This is a genomic window from Coralloluteibacterium stylophorae (genome assembly GCF_018122625.2).
GTDB lineage: Bacteria > Pseudomonadota > Gammaproteobacteria > Xanthomonadales > Xanthomonadaceae > Coralloluteibacterium > Coralloluteibacterium stylophorae.
Window position 1 is genome coordinate 519,064 of sequence record NZ_JAGQFT020000001.1, and the last position, 22,278, is coordinate 541,341.

The 22,278-nt window shown below is 71.0% G+C and carries 22 protein-coding genes; 8 read left to right on the forward strand and 14 right to left on the reverse strand.

The features are described 5' to 3' along the window. Nucleotides 1–118 precede the first annotated feature (118 nt). From bamB to ndk, 6 genes are all read right to left on the reverse strand, one after another. Nucleotides 119–1,261, reverse strand: a complete 1,143-nt coding sequence (bamB, locus tag KB893_RS02305; protein ID WP_211926916.1) for an outer membrane protein assembly factor BamB — start codon at nucleotides 1,259–1,261, stop codon at nucleotides 119–121. A 76-nt stretch (nucleotides 1,262–1,337) separates the two neighbouring features. After that, a complete protein-coding gene (locus KB893_RS02310) occupies nucleotides 1,338–1,940 on the reverse strand; it encodes a YfgM family protein (RefSeq protein ID WP_211926912.1) in 603 nt (200 codons plus the stop codon). Between the two features lie 137 nt (nucleotides 1,941–2,077). Beyond that, nucleotides 2,078–2,953, reverse strand: coding sequence for a RodZ domain-containing protein (locus KB893_RS02315; protein WP_211926913.1), 876 nt, complete (start codon nucleotides 2,951–2,953; stop codon nucleotides 2,078–2,080). A gap of 29 nt (nucleotides 2,954–2,982) precedes the next feature. Further along, nucleotides 2,983–3,780: a type IV pilus biogenesis/stability protein PilW gene (gene pilW, locus KB893_RS02320; RefSeq protein WP_211926914.1), complete on the reverse strand. Its 798-nt coding sequence runs from the start codon at nucleotides 3,778–3,780 to the stop codon at nucleotides 2,983–2,985. Then, a complete protein-coding gene (rlmN, locus tag KB893_RS02325) occupies nucleotides 3,767–4,900 on the reverse strand; it encodes a dual-specificity RNA methyltransferase RlmN (RefSeq protein ID WP_484482096.1) in 1,134 nt (377 codons plus the stop codon). The genes pilW and rlmN overlap by 14 nt, the downstream gene beginning before the upstream one ends. A gap of 53 nt (nucleotides 4,901–4,953) precedes the next feature. Beyond that, nucleotides 4,954–5,361, reverse strand: coding sequence for a nucleoside-diphosphate kinase (ndk, locus tag KB893_RS02330; protein ID WP_211928067.1), 408 nt, complete (start codon nucleotides 5,359–5,361; stop codon nucleotides 4,954–4,956). A 218-nt stretch (nucleotides 5,362–5,579) separates the two neighbouring features. On the opposite strand from ndk, the gene KB893_RS02335 reads away from it, so the two are divergent. The 3 genes from KB893_RS02335 (at nucleotide 5,580) to KB893_RS02345 (ending at nucleotide 9,903) form a co-directional block, all read left to right on the forward strand. Further along, entirely contained in the window at nucleotides 5,580–6,242 is a 663-nt protein-coding gene (locus KB893_RS02335) for a TetR/AcrR family transcriptional regulator (protein WP_213173381.1), read from the forward strand. Next, a complete protein-coding gene (locus KB893_RS02340; protein WP_213173382.1) occupies nucleotides 6,235–8,604 on the forward strand; it encodes a 3-hydroxyacyl-CoA dehydrogenase/enoyl-CoA hydratase family protein in 2,370 nt (789 codons plus the stop codon). Before KB893_RS02335 ends, KB893_RS02340 begins: the two co-directional genes overlap by 8 nt. A 102-nt stretch (nucleotides 8,605–8,706) precedes the next feature. After that, nucleotides 8,707–9,903: an acetyl-CoA C-acyltransferase gene (locus KB893_RS02345; RefSeq protein WP_213173383.1), complete on the forward strand. Its 1,197-nt coding sequence runs from the start codon at nucleotides 8,707–8,709 to the stop codon at nucleotides 9,901–9,903. Nucleotides 9,904–9,984: 81 nt separating this feature from the next. Here the strand turns inward: KB893_RS02345 and galU are convergent, their stop codons facing one another. The 8 genes from galU to cmk all read right to left on the reverse strand — a co-directional run bounded on the left by galU (nucleotide 9,985) and on the right by cmk (nucleotide 18,274). After that, the gene (gene galU / locus KB893_RS02350) at nucleotides 9,985–10,896 is read right to left on the reverse strand and encodes a UTP--glucose-1-phosphate uridylyltransferase GalU (RefSeq protein WP_211928213.1); all 912 of its coding nucleotides are present in this window, start codon (nucleotides 10,894–10,896) and stop codon (nucleotides 9,985–9,987) included. Next, nucleotides 10,893–12,812 carry a polysaccharide biosynthesis protein gene (locus KB893_RS02355; RefSeq protein WP_213173384.1) on the reverse strand — a complete coding sequence of 640 codons (1,920 nt, stop codon included), beginning with the start codon at nucleotides 12,810–12,812 and terminating at the stop codon, nucleotides 10,893–10,895. The genes galU and KB893_RS02355 overlap by 4 nt, the downstream gene beginning before the upstream one ends. Further along, nucleotides 12,809–13,843 carry an MraY family glycosyltransferase gene (locus KB893_RS02360; protein ID WP_246505254.1) on the reverse strand — a complete coding sequence of 345 codons (1,035 nt, stop codon included), beginning with the start codon at nucleotides 13,841–13,843 and terminating at the stop codon, nucleotides 12,809–12,811. Before KB893_RS02360 ends, KB893_RS02355 begins: the two co-directional genes overlap by 4 nt. Further along, nucleotides 13,843–15,015, reverse strand: coding sequence for a lipopolysaccharide assembly protein LapB (gene lapB, locus KB893_RS02365; protein ID WP_213173386.1), 1,173 nt, complete (start codon nucleotides 15,013–15,015; stop codon nucleotides 13,843–13,845). The genes KB893_RS02360 and lapB overlap by 1 nt, the downstream gene beginning before the upstream one ends. Next, on the reverse strand, nucleotides 15,012–15,305 hold the full coding sequence (locus tag KB893_RS02370) for a lipopolysaccharide assembly protein LapA domain-containing protein (RefSeq protein WP_211928286.1): 294 nt from the start codon (nucleotides 15,303–15,305) through the stop codon (nucleotides 15,012–15,014). The genes lapB and KB893_RS02370 overlap by 4 nt, the downstream gene beginning before the upstream one ends. A gap of 46 nt (nucleotides 15,306–15,351) precedes the next feature. Next, on the reverse strand, nucleotides 15,352–15,660 hold the full coding sequence (locus tag KB893_RS02375) for an integration host factor subunit beta (protein WP_213173399.1): 309 nt from the start codon (nucleotides 15,658–15,660) through the stop codon (nucleotides 15,352–15,354). A gap of 90 nt (nucleotides 15,661–15,750) precedes the next feature. Further along, on the reverse strand, nucleotides 15,751–17,433 hold the full coding sequence (gene rpsA, locus KB893_RS02380) for a 30S ribosomal protein S1 (RefSeq protein WP_213173387.1): 1,683 nt from the start codon (nucleotides 17,431–17,433) through the stop codon (nucleotides 15,751–15,753). 160 nt (nucleotides 17,434–17,593) lie between these two features. Next, nucleotides 17,594–18,274 carry a (d)CMP kinase gene (gene cmk / locus KB893_RS02385; RefSeq protein WP_211927755.1) on the reverse strand — a complete coding sequence of 227 codons (681 nt, stop codon included), beginning with the start codon at nucleotides 18,272–18,274 and terminating at the stop codon, nucleotides 17,594–17,596. Between the two features lie 150 nt (nucleotides 18,275–18,424). Between cmk and ykgO the strand changes: the two genes are divergently transcribed. From ykgO to KB893_RS02410, 5 genes are all read left to right on the forward strand, one after another. Then, nucleotides 18,425–18,550, forward strand: coding sequence for a type B 50S ribosomal protein L36 (ykgO, locus tag KB893_RS02390; RefSeq protein WP_005913193.1), 126 nt, complete (start codon nucleotides 18,425–18,427; stop codon nucleotides 18,548–18,550). A gap of 176 nt (nucleotides 18,551–18,726) precedes the next feature. Beyond that, a complete protein-coding gene (locus KB893_RS02395) occupies nucleotides 18,727–19,041 on the forward strand; it encodes a hypothetical protein (RefSeq protein ID WP_211927754.1) in 315 nt (104 codons plus the stop codon). A 4-nt stretch (nucleotides 19,042–19,045) separates the two neighbouring features. Further along, entirely contained in the window at nucleotides 19,046–20,083 is a 1,038-nt protein-coding gene (locus KB893_RS02400; RefSeq protein ID WP_211927753.1) for an agmatine deiminase family protein, read from the forward strand. Between the two features lie 62 nt (nucleotides 20,084–20,145). Then, nucleotides 20,146–21,030: a carbon-nitrogen hydrolase gene (locus KB893_RS02405; RefSeq protein WP_211927752.1), complete on the forward strand. Its 885-nt coding sequence runs from the start codon at nucleotides 20,146–20,148 to the stop codon at nucleotides 21,028–21,030. Next, a complete protein-coding gene (locus tag KB893_RS02410) occupies nucleotides 21,027–22,277 on the forward strand; it encodes a TraB/GumN family protein (RefSeq protein ID WP_377730670.1) in 1,251 nt (416 codons plus the stop codon). The genes KB893_RS02405 and KB893_RS02410 overlap by 4 nt, the downstream gene beginning before the upstream one ends. Nucleotide 22,278 lies beyond the last annotated feature (1 nt).

A 22,278-nucleotide genomic window follows, 5' to 3' on the forward strand; every position in this document is an offset into this window, starting at 1 on the left:
CGGTGAGGCGGGTCGCGTCGCGGCGGAAGGTGCGACAGCGTACCGCGGCGCCCGCCGCGGACGAAATCACGCTCGCCGCGGGCGCGCCGCGGCGATGGCGGTGCCGGAAGCGCCGCCCTCAGTCGATGCGGTAGGCGGCGAGCTTGCCGTCGGTGGAGATGGCGTAGAGCGTGCCGTCGGCACCCACCTGCGGCGTGGCGCGGATCGCCGAGCCCTGCAGACGCTCGCGCGCGGCGATCTCGCCGGAGTCCAGGTCGATCCAGTGCAGGTAGCCGTCGTAGTCGCCGACCACCATGTAGTTGCCCTGGATCGCCGGGGTGGTGAGCCAGCGCCGCGCCAGCGCCTCCTGGCGCCACATCGCGGAGCCGCCGAAGCGGTCCAGCGACCAGGCCGTGCCGTGGGTGTCGACCGCCAGCACGCGCTGCTCGGTGACCGCCATGCCGGCATAGCTGCCGATGTCGCGGTTCCACAAGGGTGCGCCGCTGTCGCTGCTCATCGCCAGGGCCTGACCCTTGAAACTGATGGCGTAGAGCAGGCTGCCGGACACCGCGAGCTCGCCGTCGACGTCGGCCATGCGCTCGAGGTCGGTACGGCCCTCGGGCTGCGCCACGACCTGCTCCCAGCGGCGCAGGCCGGTGCGCAGGTCGAGCGCGGTGACCGTGCCGCCGGCGTCGCCCAGGTAGACGATGCCGTTGGCGACCACCGGCTCGGCGTTGCCGCGCACGGTCAACGACGGCAGCTGCTGCTGGTCGAAGGTCCAGCGCCGCTCGCCGTTGGCGAGGTCGTAGGCGCTGGTGCGGCCGTCGTTGCTGCGCACGATGGCCAGGCCGCCCGCGACTGCGGGCGCGGTGATCACCTCGGAGGTGGTGGTCGCGTGCCAGCGCTGGCTGCCGGTGGCGGCATCGAGCGCGACGATGTCGCCGTTGAGTCCGCCGACCACGACCACGCCCTCGCCCGCTCCCGGGCCGCCGCTGAGCTGGTATTCGGTCTCGATCTCCCAGATCTCCTTGCCCGTCTGCGCGTCGAGCGCACGGACGCGGCCCTCCAGGTCCGCGGCGTAGACCGCGCCGTCGACCACCGCCGGATGCTGGCGCAGGCCGAGGCGCTCCTCGCCATCGCCGATGGACTGCGACCAGAGCTCGCGGATCTCGATGGTCGGCGTGATGTCGGTCAGCTCGGCAGGCGCGGTCGCGTCCTTGTCGTCGCTGCTGAACCAGCCCTTGATCGTGCTGCAACCCGGCAGCGCGAGGGCGACCGCCATCGCCAGCAACACGGGCGTGCGTGCGGCACGGCGCGGCGCCACGCGGCGCGCGCGGATTTCGGTGGACAGGGTCATGTCAGGCCTCCGGCGATGCGGCGGGTGCGCCGCCGAGGTCGGTCAGTTTCAGCTCCACCAGCGCACGGATCGGCGCGGCGGCATCCAGATGGGTCAGGGCCTCGTCATAGGCCGCGCGCGCCTGCTCGGTCTCGCCCAGCGCCCGCTGTGCGTCGCCACGGAGGTCGGCGGCCAGGCCCGTATAGCTGCCGGCCTCGAGCCGGCCGAGCGTCGCCAGCGCATCCGCGGGTTCGCCCGCAGCCAGCTGCAGGCGCGCCAGGCGCAGCACGACGAGGCCGTCGAGCGCCGGATCGGCGGCCGCGCCGGCGGCCTCCTGGAGCGTCGCGGCGGCCGCGGCGGCATCACCCGCGTCCAGCTGCGCGCGTGCGGCGTGCAGCGCGGCGAGCACGGCGTAGGCGCTGTCGGGATGCTGCGCGCGCAGCGCGTGCGCGAGGTCCGCGACCCGGCCCGCCTCCGCGTCCCCGGCGGCCTCGATCACCGCGTAGTGCTGGGCCGCGACATCCTCCGCTTCGGAGGCCCTGTGGTTCTTCCAGATGAAACCGCCGGCGATGAGCGCCAGGCCGACGGCGACGCCACCGAGGATCGCCGCGCCGTTCTCGCGCAACCAGGCGCGGACGCGTTCGCCCTGTTCGAATTCGTCTTGCAGTTCGATGACCGTACTCCAGATCTTGCGGGATACATCGCGGCCGCGATCGGCGCCGCGATGACGTGCGACGGCCCCCGCGCACCGTCGCCGGCGACTCAGCCGCCGGGCGGCGTCAGGCTGCCGTCGCGCGAGATGGTAAACCGAGCGACCTGCGCGCGCTGATAGGGCGCGAGGTCGATCGCCTCGCCGGCGTTCAGGACGTCGACCGCTTCGGCGTTGCCGAGCGTCACCCGCGCCGGCGCGCCGGCATCGAACTGCCGCACCTCGCCATCCTGCAGCAGGCCCTGGGCGAGGCGCTGGCCCTCGTGCCCGTAGACCTCGAACCAGCTCTCGCCGTGCGCGCGCAGCACCAATCCCGCGCCGGCGTCGGCCGCGGCGGACTCCGCAGCGTCCTGCTCCGGCGTCATGCCCCCGGTCGCCGGCGGTACCACCGGCCCCTGCAGCTGGACCGGCTCGCGCTGGTAGGCCGGCGTCAGCGAGGCCAGGACGGGCGTGTCGAGACCGACGTCCGGCGGGACCGGCGCGGCGCTCTCCATCCCGACGTCCAGCGGCTGGTCGAGGGAGGTCAAGGCGCTGTCGCGCCCGCTGAGATGCTCGCGGGTGCCCAGCCATACCGGCAGCGCCAGCACTGCGGTGATCGCGACATAGACGAACTTGCGCGCCGAGCGGTCCAGCGTGTGCTTGAGGCGCGAGGTATGGGCCATCGTGACCAGAGGCTCCACCGGCTGGCGCGCGGGGAAGTGCGCGTCGACCTCGCTGCGCGGCACGTCGACCAGGCGCGCGTAGCTCATCAGCTGGCCGCGCAGGTGCACCCCGGAGCCGAGGCGGTCCCAGTCGCAGGCCTCGATCGCCTCGATCACGCGCCTCGGCAGGCGGATCTGGCCCGAAACGTCGTCGATGCGCAGTCCCTGCGCTTCGCGCGCCTGCTTGAGCCTGAGTCCGAGCGGCTCTGTCTGGATGTCGTTGGGCATGGACGGATGCTGCGGACTCATGGGACGGCTCAACCTCCGGAGGCGGTTGCGGTGTAGTCGGGAAATTCGTCGCGGAGACGTTCACGATAGCGAGACGCGGCCTGTGTGTCTCCCAGTGCCTGCTCGATTCGTGACCCGAGATCCAGTGTCGGCGCATCCAGCGGACCGGCGGCCTCGCGCCGCTGCAGGAATGCGCGGGCGCTCAGGTGGTCGCCGGCCCGGTAGCTCAGCGCGGCCAGCTGGGCCAGCGCGCCCGGATCGTTCGGGCGCAGCTCCAGGCTCTTGCGGAAGTACTGCTCGGCGCCGGCCAGGTTGCCGGCCTGCAGCGCGCAGGTCCCGGCGTTCTCGAGCGCACCGGCCCGCGACTTGTAGAAGGGGTCGGCAAGCGCCCGCGCGAACCAGGCGTCCGCCTCCGGCGCGCGGCCGTTGCGGCACAGCCAGGCCCCGTAGTTGTTGAGCACGGCGCCCTCGTCCGGGGAGAGCCGGGTCGCGCGCTCGTAGTGCTCGCCGGCCAGCGCGGGCCGGTCGATGCGCTCGTAGACGATGCCGAGCACCGTGTGCGCACCCGCGGACTTCGGGTCGAGCTCCAGCGCCCGCTCCAGGCGCTTGACCGCGACCTCGTAGTCGCCACGCTGCAGGTAGCCCTGGGCCAGGGCGATCTGGGTTTCGGCCGCCCTGGCGGGATCCGACTTGGCCTGCGGCAGGCTCGCACGCGGGCGCTCGACCGGTTCGAACTGCGCGTTCGGCTCCATCAGCATCGACGGCTTGCCGCACGCACCGAGCGCGAGCGCCACCGACGCCAGCAGCAGTCGCCTACGCAGCGGCATGGTCACCTCCCTGCTCGAGACGCCGACGGAACTCCGCCTGGCGCCGGGTCCGGTCCAGCACCTGCCCCTTGAGCTGGCCGCAGGCGGCGTCGATGTCGTCGCCGCGGGTGCGGCGCACCAGGGTGATGATGCCCGCCTTCTGCAGCACCTCCTGGAACGCGCGGATGTCCGCGTCGTCGCTGCGCTGGTAGCGGGTGCCAGGGAACGGGTTGAACGGGATCAGGTTGACCTTGCTCGGTACCTTGCGCATCAGCTTGACCAGCTGGCGCGCCTGCTCCACCGAGTCGTTGATCCCGCGCATCATGGTGTACTCGAAGGTCACCGTGGAGCGCGGCTTGCGCGCGACGTAGCGCTGGCAGGCGGCGATCAGCTCGGCGATCGGATACTTCTTGTTGATCGGCACCAGTTCGGTGCGGAGGTCGTCGGTCGGCGCATGCAGGGATACCGCCAGCGACACGTCGCTCTCGACGCCAAGGCGGTCGATCTGCGGCACCAGCCCCGAGGTGGACAGGGTCACGCGGCGGTTGGCCAGGCCCAGCCCGAGGTCGTCGCGCATGACGTTCATCGCGCGCACGACGTTGTCGAAGTTCAGCAGCGGCTCGCCCATCCCCATCATCACCACGTTGGTGAGCTTGCGGATGCCGTGCGGGACGTTGCCGAGGTGCCGGGCCGCGATCCACACCTGGCCGACGATCTCGGCGGCGGAGAGGTTGCGGTTGAAGCCCTGGGTCGCGGTCGAGCAGAAGCTGCAGTTCAGGCCGCAGCCGACCTGCGAGGACACGCAGAGCGTGCCGCGGGTGCGGTCGGGAATGAACACCGTCTCGACCCCATTGCCGCCGTCCATGCCCAGCAGCCACTTGTGGGTGCCGTCGGCCGAAGGCTTGTCGAACAGGATCTTCGGCGGGACGACCTCGGCGTGCGCCTCGAGCTTGGCGCGCAGCGCCTTGCCGAGATCGGTCATGTTGCCGAACTCGGTCTCGTGCCGGTGATAGATCCACTTCATCACCTGGTGCGCGCGGAACGTCTTCTCGCCGAGGGTCTCGACGAAGAAGCGCTCCATGCCCTCGCGGTCGAGGTCGAGCAGGTTGGTGCGTGCGGAAACCGAAGTCACGATGCGCAGACCGGGTTCGTGAGGCCGCGCGCCGGTGCGGGACACCGGCGCGGGCTTCGGGTTCAGGCGCCGAAGAAGTAGGCGATCTCGTTCTTCGCGGTGTCGGCGCCGTCCGAACCGTGGACCGCATTGGCGTCGATCGAATCCGCGAAGTCGGCGCGGATGGTGCCCGGCGCGGCGTCCTTCGGATTGGTCGCGCCCATCAGCTCGCGGTTCCTGGCGATCGCGTTCTCGCCCTCGAGCACCTGGATCATCACCGGGCCGGAGATCATGAACTCGACCAGGGCGCCGAAGAACGGGCGCTCGCGGTGCACGGCGTAGAAGCCCTCGGCCTCCTCCCGGCTCAGCTGCGCCATGCGCGCGGCGACGATCTTGAGACCGGCCTTCTCGAAGCGCGTGTAGATCTCGCCGATCACGTTCTTGGCGACGGCGTCGGGCTTGATGATCGAAAGGGTGCGTTCCAGCGACATGATTCGGGTCGAACTCCATTGCGGGCCGGGCGCCGGAAGACACCCGGACGGACCTGCCGATGGCCGGCAAATCCAAAAGGTTGGAAGACAAACACGCAGGATTCTATCGGATCGTTGACCCCACGCATACGCCCCATGCGCCGTCGTCCCGAGATTGATTCACCCATGTGGCGGCCGTACGATTAAACGCTCGTTTGAATCAGGTGTTCGCCCCGCCCGTGTCGACCGCCACGCAGTTCAGCACCAAGGACCGGATCCTCGCCGCCGCCGAGGAACTGTTCGCCCGCCAAGGGTTCGCCGGCACCTCGCTGCGCGAGGTGACGCGGCGAGCGAACGTGAACATCGCGGCGGTCAACTACCATTTCGGCTCCAAGGACAACCTCGTCAACGAGGTGTTCCGGCGGCGCATGGACGACATGAGCGCGCGCCGCCTGGACGCACTGCATGCCGCGGTCGCCGCCGATCCCCGCGATCTCGAGGCGATCCTCGGTGCGTTCATCGAGCCGCCGCTGGCGCTGGCGATCGACCGCTCCGGCTCCGCCTTCGTCCGCATCATCGCGCGCGCCTATGCCGAGAAGAACGATGGCCTGCGCCGCTTCCTCTCCGACAACTACGGCCACGTGCTGCGCGAGTTCGCCAACGCGATCGCCGCCGCCCTGCCCGGCCTCGACCGCGACGACCTGTACTGGCGGCTCGACTTCACCGCCGGCGCGCTCACCTACGCGATGGCCGACTTCGGCATCACCCAGCGCGCCGACGGTCGCACCGAGGCCGCGCACTGCCGGCACGCCGCCGATGCCCTGATCCAGTTCGCCGCCGCGGGCCTGCGTGCGCCGCGTCCCTCCTCCGCTTCCCGACAAGGAACCCACGACCATGTCTAAACCCCTCACCGTCCGCCGCGCGGCCGTACTCGGCGCCGGCGTCATGGGCGCGCAGATCGCCGCGCACCTGGTCAACGCCGGCATCGACACCGTGCTGTTCGACCTGCCGGCGAAGGACGGCAAGCCCAACGCCATCGTCGACAAGGCGATCGCCGGCCTGGCCAAGCTCTCGCCGGCGCCGCTGGCGCGGAAGGACCTGGCCGGCGAGATCGTCGCCGCCAACTACGACCAGCACCTCGACCTCCTCGACGGCTGCGACCTCGTGATCGAGGCGATCGCCGAGCGCATGGACTGGAAGAAGGCGCTCTACGACCGCGTCGCCGGCCACATCGCGCCGCATGCGGTGCTGGCCACCAACACCTCCGGCCTCGGCATCGACGAGCTCGCCAAGGTCCTGCCCGACGCGCTGCGCGCGCGCTACTGCGGCGTGCACTTCTTCAACCCGCCGCGCTACATGCACCTGGCCGAGCTGATCCCGGGCTCGGCGACCTCGCCCGAGGTGCTCGAGGGCCTGGAGGCCTTCCTCGTCTCCGCACTCGGCAAGGGCGTGGTCTACGCCCGCGACACGCCGAACTTCATCGGCAACCGCATCGGCGTGTTCTCGATGCTCTCGACCATGCACCACACCCGCGAGTTCGGCCTCGGCTTCGACGTCGCCGACGCGCTCACCGGGCCGGCGATCGGACGGCCCAAGTCCGCGACCTTCCGCACCGCCGACGTGGTCGGGCTGGACACGCTCGCGCACGTGGTCAAGACCATGGCCGACACCCTGCCAGACGACCCCTGGCACCGCTACTTCCAGACGCCCGACTGGCTCGCCGCCCTGATCGACAAGGGCGCCCTCGGGCAGAAGGCCGGCGCCGGCATCTACCGCAAGGCCGGCAAGTCGATCCAGGTCCTGGATCCCGCGCAGCAGGACTACCGTGACGCCGGCGGCACGCCCGACGACGAGGTGGCCGAGATCCTCAAGATCAGGGACCCGGCGGAGAAGTTCGCCCGCCTGCGCGCGAGCGACAACCCGCAGGCCCGCTTCCTGTGGGCGATCTTCCGCGACCTCTTCCACTACGCCGCCTACCACCTCAAGGACATCGCGCAGACCGCGCGCGACGTCGACCTCGCCATCCGCTGGGGCTACGGCTGGAAGATCGGGCCGTTCGAGACCTGGCAGGCGGCGGGCTGGAAGCAGGTCGCCGGCTGGATCCAGGAGGACATCGCGGCCGGCAAGGCGATGTCGGACGCGCCGCTGCCGGCATGGGTCGGCGAGCGCGACGGCGTGCATGCGGCCGACGGCAGCTTCGGCCCGGACAGCGGCGCCAACGTCGGCCGCTCGACGCTGCCGGTCTACGCGCGCCAGCGCTTCCCCGACCCGGTGCTCGGCGAACAGGCCGGGCGCGGCGAGACGGTGATGGAGAACGACGCGATCCGCGTCTGGCACGACGGCGACGGCATCGCCGTGGCCTCGTTCAAGACCAAGATGAACACCGTCTCCGACGGCGTGCTCGACGGCCTGCAGGAGGCGGTCGCGGTGGCCGAGAAGGGCTTCGACGGCCTGGTGATCTGGCAGCACGGCGAGCAGTTCTCCGCCGGCGCCGATCTCAAGGGCGCGCTGGGCCTGCTGCAGGCCGGCCGCGTCGACGAGTTCGAGAAGATGGTCGCCAATTTCCAGGCCACCAGCCAGCGCATCAAGTACGCCCAGGTTCCGGTCGTGGCGGCGGTGCGCGGGCTCGCGCTCGGCGGCGGCTGCGAGTTCCAGATGCACGCGGCGCGCACGGTCGCCGCGCTGGAGAGCTACGTCGGCCTCGTCGAGGCCGGAGTCGGCCTGTTGCCGGCGGGCGGCGGCCTGAAGGAGATCGCGGTGCGCGCCTCGGCGAAGGCCGGCGCGGGCGGCGACGTCTTCGCCGAGCTCAGGCCCTGGTTCGAGACGATCGCCATGGCCAAGGTCGCCGGCTCGGCACGCGAGGCGCAGGCCTTCGGCCTGCTGCGCGCGGACGACGTGGTGGTGATGAATGCCCATGAGCTGCTGCACGTCGCCCGCGTGCAGGCACGGGCGCTGGCGGATTCGGGCTACCGCGCGCCCCTGCCCGCGCGGCAGATCCGCGTGGCCGGCGACGTCGGCATCGCCACTTTCAAGGCGCAACTGGTGAACATGCTCGAGGGCCGCTTCATCTCCGAGCACGACTTCGACATCGCCTCGCGCATCGCCACCGTCATGTGCGGCGGCGACGTCGACCGCGGCGCCGTGGTCGACGAGGACTGGCTGATCCGCCTCGAGCGCCGCCATTTCGTCGAACTGGCGCAGACGAGCAAGACCCAGGAGCGCATCCACCACATGCTGACCAAGGGCAAGCCGCTGCGGAACTGACCTGGACCTCCGGCGGGCGCCGCAGCAGCGCCGCCGCCGGGCTTTCCCATCCCTTCGCGCCGGCCAAGCGAGGCCGGCCGCGCACCGAATCCGGAGTACCCCATGAGCAAACAGATCCAGGACGCCTACATCGTCGCCGCCACCCGCACCCCGGTCGGCAAGGCCGGCCGCGGCATGTTCCGCAACACGCGCCCCGACGACCTCCTGGCGCATGCGCTGCGCTCGGTGGTCGCGCAGGCGCCGGGCATCGACCTCGGCCGGCTGGACGACGTCATCGTCGGCTGCGCGATGCCGGAGGCCGAGCAGGGCATGAACGTGGCCCGCATCGGCGCGCTGCTGGCCGGTATCCCCGACACCGTCGGCGCCCAGACCATCAACCGCTTCTGCTCGTCCGGGCTGCAGGCGGTCGCGCTGGCCGCCGACAAGATCCGCCTCGGCGAGGCCGACCTCATGATCGGCGCCGGCACCGAGAGCATGTCGATGGTGCCGATGATGGGCAACAAGGTGGCCATGAACCCGGCCATCTACCGCGACGAGAACGTCGCCATCGCCTACGGCATGGGCATCACCGCGGAGAAGGTCGCCGAACAGTGGCAGGTCTCGCGCGAGGACCAGGACGCGTTCGCCCTCGCCTCGCACCAGAAGGCCATCCGGGCGATCGGGGCCGGCGAGTTCCGCGACGAGATCACGCCGTACGAGGTGCACTCGCGCCAGCCGGACCTGGGCCGCGACGAGATCGTCGAGCGCAGCCGCACGCTGGACACCGACGAGGGCCCGCGCGCCGACACCACCCTGGAGGCGCTGGGCGGCCTGCGTCCGGTGTTCCGCAACCGCGGCAGCGTGACCGCCGGCAACTCCTCGCAGACCTCCGACGGCGCGGCGGCGGTGCTGCTGGCCTCGGAGAAGGCGATCAAGGACTACGGGCTGACGCCGCTGGCGCGCTTCCACGGTTTCTCCGTGGCGGGCGTGAAGCCGGAGATCATGGGCATCGGCCCGATCGCGGCGATCCCGAAGGCGCTGGCGCGCACCGGCATCCGCCAGGAGCAGCTGGACTGGATCGAGCTCAACGAGGCCTTCGCCGCGCAGGCGCTGGCGGTGATCCGCGACGTCGGGCTGGACCCGGACAAGGTCAACCCGCTCGGCGGCGCGATCGCGTTGGGCCATCCGCTCGGCGCCACCGGTGCCATCCGCGTGGCCACCCTGGTCCATGGCCTGCGTCGGCACCGGCAGAAGTACGGCATGGTGACCATGTGCATCGGCACCGGCATGGGCGCGGCGGGCATCTTCGAGGCACTCTGACGCCGGCCCGCCGGCCGCAACGAACAACGGCGCCCGAGGGCGCCGTTGTTCGTTGGCGTGGTCGCCGCCCCGCCGAGGCGGTCAGGCGGTGCCCTTCTCCACGTCGGCCAGCGCCGAGCGCATGGCCGCCAGGGTGGATTCGCGCAGCCTGGGGTTGTCGAGCGCGAAACGCATGTTGGCCTCCACCACGCCCTGGTGCTGGCCGCAGTCGAAGCGCGTGCCCCTGAACCGGTAGGCGAGCACCGGATCCTCCTGCAGCAGCGTGGCGATGGCGTCGGTGAGCTGGATCTCTCCGCCCGCGCCCGGCGCGGTCTGCTCGAGCAGGTCGAAGATGCGACCGTCGAGGACGTAGCGGCCGACCACCGCCAGGGTGCTGGGCGCGTCCTCGGGCTTCGGCTTCTCGACCATTCCCGAGATGCGACCCCAGCCCTCCGAGAAGTCCTCGGTGGCGACGATGCCGTAGCTCCCGGTGTTGGCGCGCGGCACGTCCTGCACCGCGATCACGCTCGCCGACTCGGCCTCGGCCAGGTCGGCCATCTGCTTCAGCGCGCCGTCGCCGCCGCGGTTCCAGATCAGGTCGTCGGGCAGCACCACGGCAAAGGGCTCGTCGCCCACGATGGGCTTCGCGCACAGCACCGCGTGACCCAGGCCCAGGGCCTCGGCCTGGGTCACGAAGATCGCGCGCACGCCGTCGGGCAGCACGTGGCGGATCATCTCCAGCTGCTCGTTCTTGCCCGCGCGCTCGAGCTTGTGCTCGAGCTCGTAGGCCTTGTCGAAGTAATCGGCGATGGCGTGCTTGTAGCGGTTGGTGACGAAGATCAGGGTGTCGCAGCCCGCCTCGATCGCCTCGTCGACCGCGTACTGGATCAGCGGCCGGTCGACGACCGGCAGCATCTCCTTGGCGACGGTCTTGGTTGCGGGAAGGAAACGCGTGCCGAGACCGGCAACGGGGAAGACGGCTTTGCGGATGCGCTTGCTTCGGGCAACGGTCATTGTGCTGAGGCTTCCTTCTTGATGGCTGGGAATGGCGTGACGACGGCACTGGCCAGGTAGGGAGGCGCCGCCTGCGCCGGCTGGAAGTCCGGCATGGTGGCCTGCAGAAGTTGCCGCAGTGCGTCGTCGTCGCAGCGCACGACCGCGTCCTCCGCCGCCGCGAGCGCGGCCCTGAGCACCGAACTGTCGATGCGCCGCGGCACCGCGAGCAGGATCTTCGAATGCGCCGTGCGCCGATAGTCTTCCTCATCGTGGAACAAGGTTTCGTGCAGGCGCTCGCCCGGCCGCAGGCCGGTGTACTCGATGGCGATGTCCTCGCCCGGCGTCTTGCCGGCCAGCCGGATCATCTGCTCGGCCAGGAGCCGGATCGGCACGGGCTGGCCCATGTCGAGCGTGTAGATCGCCTCGTGGGTGTCGATCGCCGCCGCCTGCAGGATGAGCTGGCAGGCCTCGGGGATGGTCATGAAATAGCGGGTGACCTCGGGATGCGTCACCGTCACCGGGCCGCCGGTGCGGATCTGCTCGCGGAACAGCGGCACCACGCTGCCGGCCGAATCGAGCACATTGCCGAAGCGGACGGTCACGAACTGCGTCTCGGTGCCCTCCGCCAGGACCTGGCAGGCCAGCTCCGCCAGCCGCTTGCTCGCGCCGAGGATGTTGACCGGGTTGACCGCCTTGTCGGTCGAGATCAGCACGAAGGTGCCGACGCCCGCGTCGCGGCTGACCCGCGCCATGGCCGCGGTGGCCAGCGCGTTGTTGCGGACCGCCTCGCGGACATGGTCCTCGAGCAGCGGCACCTGCTTGTAGGCCGCGGCGTGGAACACCGCCTGCGGCCGGGTACGCCGCAGCACCTTGCGCATCAGCGCCGCGTCGCCGCAGTCGCCGAGCACCGGCACGACCGCGAGGTCGGGAAAGCGTTCACCGAGTTCGGTCGCGATCCGCACTAGGGCCAGTTCGTAGCGCTCCACCAGCACGATGCGGGCGACGCCGAGCATGGCGCATTGCCGGCACAGTTCGGAGCCGATCGATCCGCCGGCGCCGGTCACCAGGACCGAGCGGCCGCCGAGCCAGCGCCGCACCGCCTGCCAGTCCGGGGCCACGGGTGCGCGGCCGAGCAGATCCTCGATCGCGACCTCCTTCAGTTCCCCCGGCGCCACCCTGCCCTGCAGCACATCGTCCAGGCGCGGCACGGTACGGAACGGCAGCCGCGTCTCCTCGCAGCGGGCCACGACCTCGTGCATCTGCTCCTGCGTCGCCGACGGCATGGCGATCACCAGCATCTCCACCGCGGTCTCGTGCGCCAGCTCCATCAGGCGGTTCAGCCCGCCGAGCACCGGCAGGCCATGCACCTTGGCGCCGTGCAGGCGCGCATCGTCGTCGACCAGGCCGACCACGTGGTAGCGCGCATCGCGCTGCAGGTCGCGCACCAGGGCCTCGCCTGCGCGGCCGGCGCCGAGGATCAGGACCCTGACATGGCTCTCGTCGCCGCGGCCGCGGTCGCGGGTGTCCTTCCAGGCGCGGTACAGGAAGCGCGGCGTCGCCAGCAGGAACGACAGCACCAGCGGATACAACGCCAGGACCGTGCGCGGCAGCTCCTCGGCGCGGTAGTGCAGGAACTGCACCACCAGGATCAGCGCCGTGCCGATAAGGCAGGCCTTGAGGATGTTGACCAGGTCCGGGACGCTCGCGAACCGCCACAGCCCGCGGTACAGGCCGACGCGCCAGAACACCAGGCCCTGGATGACCAGCACGATCAGGATGTCGACGCGCAGGTGGCCGAGCGAGGGTGCACCGCCGGCGTAGCTGTAGCGCAGCAGCATCAGGGACAGCCAGGACACGGCCGCCCAGCCCAGATCGTGCAGCACGATCGTCAGCCTCGGCAGCCAGGCGGCCACGCGGTCCTTCCAGGGCATCATCGCTTCGGTCCTCGAACGCTCATGCGCAGCCGTGCGCGCAACAGGAACCAGGCCGACGCGGCGAGCGCGAGCACGAAGATCGCGACGGGCGCCTGCAGTCCGGGTTCAACGAGGGCCAGATACGCGAACAGGGCACAGACCGTCGCAGTCCACAGGAAGTAGGAAGCCGTGGCCCGGAAATGGCTCGAGCCGCGCCGCACCAGCCATTGATACAGGTGTTCGCGGTGCGCGCTCCACCACGCCTTCCCCTGGAGTATCCGCTTCACCAAGGTCAAGGCGGTGTCGATGCCGCAGGCCGACACCAGCACGAGCATGCCGAGCCAGTGCATCGCGCCGGACGCCGCCGCCTGCAGCGCGAGGGCGCCGAGGGCGAAGCCAAGGGTTCCGCTGCCCACGTCGCCCATGAAGATGCGGGCGCGCGGCATGTTGAACGGCAGGAACCCGAGCAGCCCCCCCGCCAGCGTCCATGCCAGAAGCCCGGCACCCGTGCCGGCGGAGAGGCAGGCCAGCGCGACCGCCACCACGAGCCCCTGGCTCGCGGCGATGCCGTCGATGCCGTCGATGAAGTTCCAGGCGTTCACCAGCCCTGCCAGGTACAGGACGGCGAGTCCGAGCAGCGCCCACTCGCCGCCCGATCCGGGCATGCCGAGGAGGACGAGGCAGTAGCCGGCCGCGGAAGCCAGGTGCACCGCGAACCGCCAGCGCGGCCGCAGGCCACCCACGTCGTCCAGCCCGCCGGCCACCGCGACCGCGGCGGACCCCAGCGCGAACGCCAGCCACAGCGGTGCCGGGCCCCACCCCGTGAGCGGCAACGACGCCGCCGCCGCGATCGCGACCAGCACGAAGCCCACCCCGCCCCCGCGCGGCGTCGCCTGCGCATGCGAGCGCCGGCGGCCGGGCTCATCCACCATGCGCCGGCGCAGCGCGAACCCGCGCGCCAGCCACGTCAGCAGCGCCGAGACCAGCGCGGCGGCCAGCATCATCGCGACGATGAACGGAGCGGGCGCGAGTCCCTGCGCGGCGTCCGGCATCACTCGGCCAGCACCGTGTGCACCGGCTTCACGGTGTCCCAGTTCTTGCAGCTCGGGCATTGCCAGTGGTGCGAGCGCGCGCCGAAGCCACAGCGCTTGCAGCGATAGGTGGGCGCCCGCACGAGCAGCTGCTCGTTGATCTGCTTCAGTGCCTGCAGGCTGGCCGCGGCATCGCTGCCGCTCGCCAGGCTCAGCTCGATGAGCGCGGCCTCGCCGCGGACCGAGGGTCGCTGCCGCAGCTGGCGGATCAGGAAATCCAGCGCCACCTCCGGCCCGTCCTCCTGCTCGAGCAGGCGCGCCAGCTCGAGGATCGGCGCCACGCCCCCGTAGTGCTCGATCATCTCCGACAGGAACGCGCGCGCGCGCGCGCCCTCGTCGCGGCGCACGTAGCAGGCGAGCAGCGGCGGGAGCACCTCGGGCAGATAGTCGACGTCGTGGCGCGCCACCCGCTCGTAGGCGCGGATCGCGGCCTGGTCGTTGCCGGCGGCGATCTCCAGCCTGGCCTCGAGCATGCCCGCGCGCACGCAGTGGCTGTCGGCCTCGTAGGCGCTGGCGATCTCCTGGCGGGCGCGGTCGATGTCGCCGCGCAGGCGCGCCTGCTCCGACAGCTCGCAGTGGAACTGCGCGATCAAAGGCCCGGTCTGGTCCTTGGAGATCGCGGCAAAGCGCTGGGCGTACTCGATCGCCTTCTCCCAGTCGCGTTCGGCCTGGTAGATCGAGATCAGGTGGCGCAGCGCCGGCGGCGCCAGCACCTGGGCCTGCGCGAGGTCGGCGAACAGGGTCTCGGCGCGGTCGAGCAGGCCGGCACGCATGTAGTCCTCGCCCAGCGCGAGGATCGCCTGCAGCTTCTGCGCCTCGGAGAGGCCCGGCCGGGCGACCAGGCCCTGGTGCAGGCGGATGGCGCGGTCGACCTCGCCGCGCCTGCGGAACAGCAGGCCGAGCGCGAACTGGGTCTCGAAGGTGTTCTCGTCGGTCTCGGCGATCTGCAGGAACACCTCGATCGCCTTGTCCGGCTGCTCGTTGAGCAGGTAGTTCAGGCCGCGGAAGTAGCTGGTCGACAGGCGCTCGGGCGCCTGCGCGCCCACAGCCGGGCGACTACGTCGCGCGGCGAACCATCCCGAGGCCGCCGCGACCGGCAGCAGCAGGACGAGGAGCCAGACCCAGGGCGTCACGGCGTCGGGCGTGCCGGCTCGACGACTGCGGTCTCGGCGGACTCGTCGGCGCCGTTGCGGCGCTCGAGCCGGTACACCCGCCTGCGCAGGGGCCAGATCACGAACGCGCCCAGCACCAGCCCGCCGAGGATCGCCCCGACCAGCATCGCCAGCAGCAGCGACAGGCCGAGCGGCGCGGCGTCGATCCGCCACGGCCCGAAGTCGAGCGCGACGCCCTGTGGATTGAGGGCGCCGAAGACGACGCCCGCGGCCACGCAGAGCGCGGCGATGAGCAGCTGGAGGATGCGCATCGGTGGAATCCTTCCCGCCAGTGGCGGCCCCGGCAGTCTAGCGGCTTCAGGCGGCGGGCGCGGCCGGCTGCGGCTCGACCGCGTTGACGCGCTCGCGCAGCTCCTTGCCGGGCTTGAAATGCGGTACGTACTTCCCGGGCAACGCGACGGATTCGCCGGTCTTGGGATTGCGCCCGATACGCGGCGGGCGGAAATGCAGGGAAAAACTTCCGAACCCGCGGATCTCGATGCGGTCGCCGCCGGCGAGCGCGCCCGCCATCATCTCGAGCAGGGTCTTGACGGACAGGTCCACGTCGTCCGCCTTCAGGTGGGCCTGGTGGCGGGACAGGGCTTCGATCAGTTCGGATTTGGTCATCGACGACATGGGCACGGACACAAGCTTGCATGCGACCCGGCCGAAGCCGGGCCGCATGCGACTGACACGATCACGATCAGGCGATCACGATCACTCGGACTTGTTGCCCAGCTGCTCGCGCAGCAGCGCACCGAGCTTGGTCGTGCCCGAAGCGGCGTTCGCCGCCGAGTACTCGGCCATCGCCTCCTGCACGTCGGCCTCGTCCTTGGCGCGGATCGAGAGCTGCAGCGAGCGGCCCTTGCGATCCATGCCGATGAACTTGGCCTCGACGCTGTCGCCCACCTTCAGGTGCTGGGTCGCATCCTCGATGCGCTCCTTGGCGATGTCGTTGGCGCGCAGGTAGCCCTCGACGCCCTCGCCCAGGTCGATCGTCGCGCCGCGCGCGTCGACTTCCTTGACGGTGCCGGTGACGATCGAGTTCTTCGGGTTGGCCGCCATGAACTGGCCGAACGGATCCTGCTCGAGCTGCTTGATGCCCAGCGAGATGCGCTCGCGCTCCGGGTCCACCGCCAGCACCACGGCCTCGACCTCCTCGCCCTTCTTGAAGTTGCGGACGATGTCCTCGCCGGTGGCGTTCCAGGAGATGTCGGACAGGTGCACCAGGCCGTCGATGCCGCCTTCCAGGCCGATGAAGATGCCGAAGTCGGTGATCGACTTGATCTGGCCCGAGACGCGGTCGCCCTTGTTGTGGAGCGCCGAGAAGGCTTCCCACGGGTTGGACTGGCACTGCTTGATGCCGAGCGAGATGCGGCGACGCTCCTCGTCGACGTCGAGCACCATGACCTCGACCTCGTCGCCGACCTGGACGACCTTGGACGGGTTGACGTTCTTGTTGGTCCAGTCCATCTCCGACACGTGCACCAGGCCCTCGACGCCCGGCTCGATCTCGACGAACGCGCCGTAGTCGGTGACGTTGGAGACCTTGCCGTGCATGCGCGAACCCGACGGGTAGCGGCGCGAGATGTTGTCCCACGGATCCTCGCCCAGCTGCTTCAGGCCGAGGCTGACGCGGTTGCGCTCGCGGTCGAACTTCAGCACGCGCACGTCGAGCTCGTCGCCGACGTTGACCACCTCGGACGGATGGCGCACGCGCTTCCAGGCCATGTCGGTGATGTGCAGCAGGCCGTCGATGCCGCCGAGGTCGACGAACGCGCCGTAGTCGGTGAGGTTCTTGACCACGCCCTTGATGATCGCGCCTTCCTGCAGGCGCTCGAGCAGCTGCTCGCGCTCCTCGGAGTGCTCGCTCTCGACCACCGCGCGGCGCGAGACGACCACGTTGTTGCGCTTGCGGTCGAGCTTGATGAGCTTGAACTCGAGTTCCTTGCCCTCGAGGTAGGTCGGGTCGCGCACCGGGCGCACGTCGACCAGCGAGCCCGGCAGGAACGCGCGGACGTCCTTGATGTCGACGGTGAAGCCACCCTTGACCTTGCCGCTGATGCGGCCGGTGATCGTGGCGTTCTCTTCCAGGGCCTGCTCCAGCTCGTCCCAGACCATGGCGCGCTTCGCCTTCTCGCGCGACAGCACGGTCTCGCCGAAGCCGTTCTCGAGCGCGTCGAGCGCGACCTTGACCTGGTCGCCTTCCTTGATCTCGATCTCGCCCTGCTCGTTCCGGAACTGCTCGATCGGGACGATGCCCTCGGACTTCAGGCCGGCGTGCACCACCACCACGTCGTCGCGCACCTCGACGACGGTACCGGTGACGATGGAGCCCGGCTTGAGCTTGGCCAGGGTGGCCTGGCTCTGTTCGAACAGTTCGGCAAATGATTCGGTCATGTGGATTCTCAGTTGAACACGGGGCGGACCGGACAGGTCCTCGACCCCACCTGTTATGCGGCGCGGATGCGCCGACGGTTGACGACCCGGAGCGGGAACGCCCGGGAACGAAAGAACTGCTCGAGCCCCGCGCCGTGGGCCCGTCCTTGGATCGGGCGCTTCAGCGCAGGGACGCGGGAACCAGGTCCAGCACGCGCTCGACGACCGCATCCACCGGCGTGCCGGTGGTGTCGATCACGACCGCGTCGTCCGCGGGCTTGAGCGGTGCCACCGCGCGCTGGGCGTCGCGGGCGTCGCGGGCGAGGATCTCGCGCAGCAGACCGTCGAGCATAACCGAAACCCCTTTTTCGCTCAACTGCTTATATCGACGCCCGGCCCGCTCCTCGGCGCTCGCGGTCAGGAACACCTTGATCTGCGCGTCGGGGAAGATGACGGTGCCCATGTCGCGCCCGTCGGCGACCAGCCCCGGCGGCTGCCGGAACGCCCGCTGCCGGTCGCGCAGCGCGGTACGCACCTCGGGGATCGCCGCGATCGCCGAGGCGGCGGCGCCGGTGGTCTCGGTCCGCAGTTCGGCGGTGGCGTCGGTGCCGTTGACCAGCACGCGCGGCTCGTCGGTGCCGGCGGTCTCGAACACGATCGCGGTGTCGAAGGCGCAGCGCACCAGGGCGCCGTGGTCGGAGAAGTCGATGTCGGCCCAGCCGGCGGCGAGGCCCACCGCGCGGTACAGCGCCCCGGAATCCAGGTAGTGCCAGCCCAGGCGCCCGGCCACCGCGCGACTGATGGTCCCCTTGCCGGAGCCGGATGGACCGTCGATCGTGAGCGCGGGAATGACGGGGGACATGGCGGCTCCGGAGGGACAGGACCGGCGATTGTACGCCGGGGCAGGGCCGGGCGCCCCGGGCGCCGTCCTGCCGCGCGCGCCAAGCTGTTGATTCCATGAACGACCGGCCGCTATACTCGCCGGCTTGCCAAACCCCGCCGAGAGTGCGCCATGAAAGTCCTGTCCTCCCTGAAGTCGGCCAAGACCCGGCATCGCGACTGCAAGGTCGTGCGCCGTCGCGGCAAGGTCTTCGTGATCTGCAAGTCCAACCCGCGTTTCAAGGCGCGCCAGCGCTGATCGCCCGCGGCGCCCCGGGGGCGCCTGCGCCGGCACGACAAGGCCGCATCCGCGGCCTTTTTCGTGCGCCGGCATGGCGGGACCCGGCGCCTTCTGCTAGAACGTCGCGCCATCCGCGGACACGACGTCCGCGCCGTCCGGCCGCCGCCGGATCCGCCCCTCCCGGAGAAGCGTCCATGCTGCGTGCCGCCCTGCTTGGCCTCATCGTCGCCGTCGCCCTGCCCGTCCAGGCCGACACCCTGCTGATCGAGCGTGTGGGCGCGGAGCCGGCCGCGGTACCGGCGCGCGGGCTGAGTTCGGCCGAGGTGCAGGCGCGCTACGGCGCACCGTCGAGCAGGCTGGAGCCGCGCGGCGGGCAGAAGGCGCAGTGGCCGACCATCAACCGCTGGGTCTATCCCGCCTTCACGGTGTACTTCGAGCGCGACCGGGTGATCGACGTCGTCGCCAACAAGGCCGTGGCCAGCGAGCTCGGGCCCAAGCCCGCACGGTGACCGCATGAAGTCCTACCGTTTCCCCGCGGAATGGGAGCGCCAGTCCGCGGTGGTCGTGGCGTGGCCGCATTCCGGTACCGACTGGGCGCCGCGCCTGGCCGAGGTCGAGCGCAGCTACGTGAAGCTGGTCGACGCCATCGCGCGCCGGCAGCCGGTACTGGTGTGCGTGCCCGACGCGGCCGTGCGCCAGCATGCCGCCGCGCTGCTGATCAATGCCGCCGTCGACGAGAGCCGGCTGCACTTCGTCGAGGTCGCCTACGACGACACCTGGCTGCGCGACTCCGGGCCGGTCACCCTCGCCTGCGAGGACGAGCGCGGCAGGCACCACCGGCTGCTGGATTTCCGCTTCACCGGCTGGGGCGGCAAGTTCGAGGCCGGTCGCGACGACCGCCTGGTGCAGTCGCTGCACGCCGCCGGCGTGTTCGGCGACGCCTCGCTGGAGTCGGTCGAGTTCGCGCTGGAGGGCGGCGCGATCGAATCCGACGGCCGTGGCACCCTGCTCACCACGTGGCGCTGCCTGCACGAGCGCCACCCCGAGGCCACGCGCGAAGCGCTCACCGAACGCCTCAAGCAGGCGCTCCGGGTCGAGCGCGTGCTCTGGCTCGAGCACGGCTATCTGGAGGGCGACGACACCGACGCCCACGTCGATACGCTGGCGCGCTTCGCGCCGGACGACGCCATCGTCTACCAGGCCTGCGACGACGCCGGCGACAGCCATCATGCCGAGCTCGCGGCGATGGCCGCCGAGCTCGCCGGGCTCCGCACCGCCGACGACCGTCCCTACCGCCTGTTCGCGCTGCCCTGGGCGCAGCCGATCCGCGACGGCGAGCGGCGCCTGGCCGCCTCGTATGCGAACTTCCTGATCGTCAACGGCGCCGTGCTGATGCCCGCGTACGACGATCCGGCCGATGCCGCCGCGCGCGCGGTGCTTGAAAAGGCCTTCCCGGACCACGAGATCGTGCCGGTTCCCTGCCGCCCGCTGATCTGGCAGAACGGCAGCCTGCACTGCGTGACCATGCAGCTGCCGGCCGGCCTGATCTGATCCGCCGTCCGGCGTCGACGCCGCGTCCGCGGCGTCACGCCCACCTTCCCGGTAGCCGCCCCATGTCGAAGCGCACCCTGCCCGTCGCCCTGATCCAGGAACGCAACCACGGCGACGCCGGGGCCAACCTGGCCGTGATCGAGGCGCGCGTCGCCGAGGCCGCGGCCGCCGGCGCGCGCCTGGTCCTGCTGCAGGAACTGCACAACGGCGCCTATTTCTGCCAGCACGAATCGGTGCACGAGTTCGACCTGGCCGAGCCGATCCCCGGCCCCAGCACCGAGCGCCTCGGCGCGCTGGCGAAGAAGCACGGGGTGGTGATCGTCGGCTCGCTGTTCGAGCGCCGCGCCGCCGGCCTGTACCACAACACCGCGGTGGTACTGGAGGCCGACGGCCGCCTGGTCGGCAAGTACCGCAAGATGCACATCCCCGACGACCCCGGCTTCTACGAGAAGTTCTACTTCACGCCCGGCGACCTCGGCTTCGAGCCGGTGGACACCTCGGTCGGCCGCCTGGGCGTGCTGGTGTGCTGGGACCAGTGGTATCCGGAGGGCGCGCGCCTGATGGCCCTGGCCGGCGCCGAACTGCTGCTGTATCCCACCGCGATCGGCTGGGATCCCGACGACCCCCAGGACGAGAAGGACCGGCAGCGCAATGCCTGGATCCTGAGCCATCGCGGCCACGCCGTGGCCAACGGCGTTCCGGTGCTGTCGTGCAACCGGGTCGGGCACGAGCCGTCGCCGCTGGGCGCGTCCGGCATCGACTTCTGGGGGGCAAGCCACGTACTCGGGCCGCAGGGGGAGTTCCTCGCCGAGGCCTCGCACGCGCCGCAGGTGCTGCACGCCGAGGTCGACCTCGGCCGCAGCGAGCACGTGCGGCGGATCTGGCCGTTCCTGCGCGATCGGCGCATCGACGCCTACGGCGACCTCCTTCGCCGCTACCGCGACTGAGCCCGATGCAGCCCGTGGATCGAGACGGCGCCGCACGCGCCGACGAGGGTGCGGCGCGGTTCGGCGGCCAACCCTTCGCCGAGGTCGAGCGCGACGGCGTGCGCTTTGTCCTGCTCGGCACTGCCCACGTCTCGCGCGCGAGCGTGGAGGCGGTCGAACAGGCGCTGGCCGGCGACGCCGGCTACGACCTCGTCGCCGTCGAGCTCGACGCCCAGCGCCACGCCGCGCTCAACGACCCCGACGCCATGGCGCGCCTCGACCTCCTGCAGGTCATCCGCAGCGGGCGGACGCCGGTGTTCGCCGCCAACCTCGGCCTCGCCGCCTATCAGCGGCGGCTCGCCGAACAGCTGGGCATCGAGCCGGGCGCGGAGCTGAAGGCCGCGGCCATGCGCGCCGCCGAGCGCGGCCTGCCGCTGGCGCTGGTGGACCGCGACGTGGGGGTCACTTTCCGCCGTGCGCTGGCCTCGCTGGGCTTCTGGGGACGCGCCAAGATCAGCGCTGGCCTGCTGATGAGCCTGTTCGCCGACGAGGAGGTCAGCGAGGCGGACATCGAGAAGCTGAAGTCCGGCGACATGCTCGAAAGCAGCTTCGGCGACTTCGCGCGCGAGAACCCCGCGCTCTACCGCAGCATCATCGCCGAGCGCGACGAGTACATGGCCGCGGCGCTGCGCGAGACCGCGCAGGTCCACGGTGCGCGCCATGTGCTCGCGGTGCTCGGTGCCGGGCACCTGAAGGGCGTCGCCGCGCACCTGGCCGAGCAGCGGGAGGCGCCCGACGCCGTGCGCGCGCGCCTGATCGAGACGCCGCAGGGCAGCCGCATCCCCTGGTTCACGATCGCGCTCGCCGTGCTCGTCTTCGGCGGTTTCGCCTGGGGGTTCTGGCAGGGCGGCGTCGACCTCGGCGGCGCGCTGCTGCTGCACTGGGTGCTGGCGACCGGCTTTCTCGGTGCGCTGGGCTGTGCGATCGCCGGTGGTCATCCGCTGAGCATCCTCGCCGCCTTCGTCTCCTCGCCGATCACGCCGCTGCATCCGGCGCTGGCCTCGGGCACCGTCAGCGCCCTGGTCGAGACCTGGATGCGCAAACCGACCTACGCCGACTTCATGGCCCTGCGCGACGACGTCGCCACCGTGCGCGGCTGGTGGCGCAACCGTGTGTCGCGGATCCTGCTGAACTTCTTCCTGACCAGCCTCGGCACCGCCATCGGCGTGTGGACCGGCGGGTTGTCGATCCTGCGCAGGCTGGTCTGAG

What these genes read in the sequence shown, in the direction of transcription:
- KB893_RS02370 (WP_211928286.1), bottom strand. Translation starts at nt 15,305, where the DNA reads ATGCGCATCCTCCAGCTGCTCATCGCCGCGCTCTGCGTGGCCGCGGGC.
- KB893_RS02315 (WP_211926913.1), bottom strand. Translation starts at nt 2,953, where the DNA reads ATGCCCAACGACATCCAGACAGAGCCGCTCGGACTCAGGCTCAAGCAG.
- pilW (WP_211926914.1), bottom strand. Translation starts at nt 3,780, where the DNA reads ATGCCGCTGCGTAGGCGACTGCTGCTGGCGTCGGTGGCGCTCGCGCTC.
- KB893_RS02360 (WP_246505254.1), bottom strand. Translation starts at nt 13,843, where the DNA reads ATGCCGGACGCCGCGCAGGGACTCGCGCCCGCTCCGTTCATCGTCGCG.
- KB893_RS02405 (WP_211927752.1), top strand. Translation starts at nt 20,146, where the DNA reads ATGTCGAAGCGCACCCTGCCCGTCGCCCTGATCCAGGAACGCAACCAC.
- KB893_RS02375 (WP_213173399.1), bottom strand. Translation starts at nt 15,660, where the DNA reads ATGACCAAATCCGAACTGATCGAAGCCCTGTCCCGCCACCAGGCCCAC.
- ykgO (WP_005913193.1), top strand. Translation starts at nt 18,425, where the DNA reads ATGAAAGTCCTGTCCTCCCTGAAGTCGGCCAAGACCCGGCATCGCGAC.
- galU (WP_211928213.1), bottom strand. Translation starts at nt 10,896, where the DNA reads ATGACCGTTGCCCGAAGCAAGCGCATCCGCAAAGCCGTCTTCCCCGTT.
- KB893_RS02340 (WP_213173382.1), top strand. Translation starts at nt 6,235, where the DNA reads ATGTCTAAACCCCTCACCGTCCGCCGCGCGGCCGTACTCGGCGCCGGC.
- rpsA (WP_213173387.1), bottom strand. Translation starts at nt 17,433, where the DNA reads ATGACCGAATCATTTGCCGAACTGTTCGAACAGAGCCAGGCCACCCTG.
- KB893_RS02355 (WP_213173384.1), bottom strand. Translation starts at nt 12,812, where the DNA reads ATGATGCCCTGGAAGGACCGCGTGGCCGCCTGGCTGCCGAGGCTGACG.
- cmk (WP_211927755.1), bottom strand. Translation starts at nt 18,274, where the DNA reads ATGTCCCCCGTCATTCCCGCGCTCACGATCGACGGTCCATCCGGCTCC.
- bamB (WP_211926916.1), bottom strand. Translation starts at nt 1,261, where the DNA reads ATGGCGGTCGCCCTCGCGCTGCCGGGTTGCAGCACGATCAAGGGCTGG.
- ndk (WP_211928067.1), bottom strand. Translation starts at nt 5,361, where the DNA reads ATGTCGCTGGAACGCACCCTTTCGATCATCAAGCCCGACGCCGTCGCC.
- KB893_RS02345 (WP_213173383.1), top strand. Translation starts at nt 8,707, where the DNA reads ATGAGCAAACAGATCCAGGACGCCTACATCGTCGCCGCCACCCGCACC.
- KB893_RS02400 (WP_211927753.1), top strand. Translation starts at nt 19,046, where the DNA reads ATGAAGTCCTACCGTTTCCCCGCGGAATGGGAGCGCCAGTCCGCGGTG.
- KB893_RS02395 (WP_211927754.1), top strand. Translation starts at nt 18,727, where the DNA reads ATGCTGCGTGCCGCCCTGCTTGGCCTCATCGTCGCCGTCGCCCTGCCC.